Annotated in this window: 2 protein-coding genes and 1 pseudogene; 2 read left to right on the forward strand and 1 reads right to left on the reverse strand. The window is 69.7% G+C overall.

Going from position 1 to position 2,640, the window contains the following annotated elements; translation table 11 throughout:
• Positions 1–220: pseudogene (locus tag QH195_RS14280) on the reverse strand (ice-binding family protein); the annotation flags it as partial.
• A 79-nt stretch (positions 221–299) separates the two neighbouring features.
• Between QH195_RS14280 and QH195_RS14285 the strand changes: the two are divergent.
• Positions 300–593, forward strand: a complete 294-nt coding sequence (locus tag QH195_RS14285) for a DUF222 domain-containing protein (protein WP_195058457.1) — start codon at positions 300–302, stop codon at positions 591–593.
• Between the two features lie 255 nt (positions 594–848).
• Positions 849–2,474, forward strand: coding sequence for a chaperonin GroEL (groL, locus tag QH195_RS14290; RefSeq protein WP_280423127.1), 1,626 nt, complete (start codon positions 849–851; stop codon positions 2,472–2,474).
• Positions 2,475–2,640 lie beyond the last annotated feature (166 nt).

A 2,640-nucleotide genomic window follows, 5' to 3' on the forward strand; every position in this document is an offset into this window, starting at 1 on the left:
CCCCCCCCCTCCTCCCCCCCCCGCCCCGCCCCTGCCCGCCCGCGGGGCGGGGCCGCGCGGCCCCCCCGCCCCCCGCCCCCCCCCCCCCCCCCCCCCCGGCCCCCCCCCCCCCCCCGCCCCCCCCCCCCCCCCCCCCCCCCCCCCCCCCCCCCCCCCCGGGGGTGGGGTCGATCAGGGGCCGCGGTGGTATGCAGCGCCCCGGATGGGCCGGTGCTGTCACGGGCGGGGTGCCTGTGGCGCGGCACTCGAGTTCGCGTCGGCGCTCCCGGCGCGGGTGGTAGTCCCGGTAACCTATAGCAATGGCGGATGAAACGGACCCCGATCTGGTCGCCGGGGAACACCGGGACGATCTGCTCCGCGCGCTCACCTACGTCTCCACCGAATCGCTGTCCGACGGCAGCTATGTGGTCAACGGTGATCTTCCACCCGAGGTCGCGCCGCCGTTCATTCGGGCGATCATGCGGGTCGAGGCCGAACTTCTCCTGCACGATGCCGAATTCGTCACCGTCGACGAGGGTGAGCCCCGGAGCCCGGAAGAGCGGCGCGCGGACGCTTTTCTGGCTCTCGCTCTCCGCGTCACCGACAGTCTTTGAGGTATTCCGGGCGGCGCGGCGGCGGCGGGTCTCGGGGTCTTCGCGCGGATCTACCTTGCACTCGGTATCGACGAGTGCTAAAAATGGCTTTGGCACTCTCGATCGGAGAGTGCTAGGTCGGGACGGTGAGATCGGGTACACGACACCCCTGGTCGTCCGTCGCGGGCACCGAGCCTGGCCACAGCGTAGCTAAGGGTGACCCGACAAGGCGGTCATCCTGTGTGTCAGCCTCATCATTTGGAGGATCTCACCGCAATGGCCAAGACAATTGCGTACGACGAAGAGGCCCGTCGCGGCCTCGAGCGGGGCCTGAACAGCCTCGCCGACGCGGTCAAGGTGACGCTGGGGCCGAAGGGCCGCAACGTCGTGCTGGAGAAGAAGTGGGGCGCCCCCACGATCACCAACGATGGTGTGTCCATCGCCAAGGAGATCGAGCTGGAGGACCCGTACGAGAAGATCGGCGCCGAGCTGGTCAAGGAAGTCGCCAAGAAGACCGACGATGTCGCGGGCGACGGCACCACCACCGCGACCGTGCTCGCCCAGGCGCTGGTGCGCGAGGGTCTGCGCAACGTTGCGGCCGGCGCCAACCCGCTGGGCCTGAAGCGTGGCATCGAGAAGGCCGTCGAGGCCGTCACCACCAAGCTGCTCGACTCCGCCAAGGAGGTCGAGACCAAGGAGCAGATCGCCGCCACCGCCGGCATCTCCGCCGGTGACCCGTCCATCGGTGAGCTCATCGCCGAGGCCATGGACAAGGTCGGCAAAGAAGGCGTCATCACCGTCGAAGAGGCGCAGACCTTCGGTCTGTCGCTGGAACTCACCGAGGGTATGCGCTTCGACAAGGGCTACATCTCGGGCTACTTCGTCACCGACCCCGAGCGTCAGGAAGCGGTCCTCGAGGACCCGTACATCCTGCTGGTCGGCTCGAAGGTCTCCACCGTCAAGGACCTGCTGCCGCTGCTGGAGAAGGTCATCCAGGCCGGTAAGCCGCTGCTGATCATCGCCGAGGACGTCGAGGGCGAAGCCCTGTCGACCCTGGTCGTGAACAAGATCCGTGGCACCTTCAAGTCCGTCGCCGTCAAGGCTCCGGGCTTCGGTGACCGCCGCAAGGCCCAGCTCGCCGATATCGCCATCCTCACCGGTGGCGAGGTCATCAGCGAAGAGGTCGGCCTCTCCCTGGAGACCGCCGGCGTCGAGCTGCTCGGCCAGGCCCGCAAGGTCGTCGTGACCAAGGACGAGACCACCATCGTGGAGGGCTCCGGCGATGCCGAGGCCATCCAGGGCCGGGTCGCGCAGATCCGCACCGAGATCGAGAACTCGGATTCGGATTACGACCGCGAGAAGCTGCAGGAGCGCCTGGCCAAGCTGGCCGGCGGTGTTGCGGTGATCAAGGCCGGTGCCGCGACCGAGGTCGAGCTCAAGGAGCGCAAGCACCGCATCGAGGACGCCGTCCGCAACGCCAAGGCTGCTGTCGAAGAGGGCATCGTCGCCGGTGGTGGCGTGGCCCTGCTGCAGTCGGCTCCGGCCCTGGACGATCTGAAGCTCGAGGGTGACGAGGCGACCGGCGCGAACATCGTTCGTGTCGCGCTGTCCGCGCCGCTGAAGCAGATCGCCTTCAACGCCGGCCTCGAGCCCGGCGTGGTGGCGGAGAAGGTTTCCAACCTGCCCACCGGTCAGGGCCTCAACGCCCAGACCAACGAGTACGAGGACCTGCTCGCCGCCGGCGTCGCCGACCCGGTCAAGGTCACCCGCTCGGCCCTGCAGAACGCGGCCTCCATCGCGGCCCTGTTCCTGACCACCGAGGCCGTTGTCGCCGACAAGCCGGAGAAGGCGGCCGCCGCGCCGGCCGACCCGACCGGCGGCATGGGCGGCATGGACTTCTGAGTTCGGCCACCCGGCAACTCTTTTCGAACCGCGGGGGCGGGGCGCCCGAGGGGGGGGGGGCCGCGGGGGGGGGGGGGGGGGGGGGGGGGGGGGGGTGGGGGGGGGGGGGGGGCCGGGAGTTTTGAAAACGGGTTTGGTGTTGGTTTTGGGGGGGAGCCGGGTGTAG

It is taken from the genome of Nocardia carnea (genome assembly GCF_029868855.1).
Taxonomy (GTDB): domain Bacteria; phylum Actinomycetota; class Actinomycetes; order Mycobacteriales; family Mycobacteriaceae; genus Nocardia; species Nocardia carnea_A.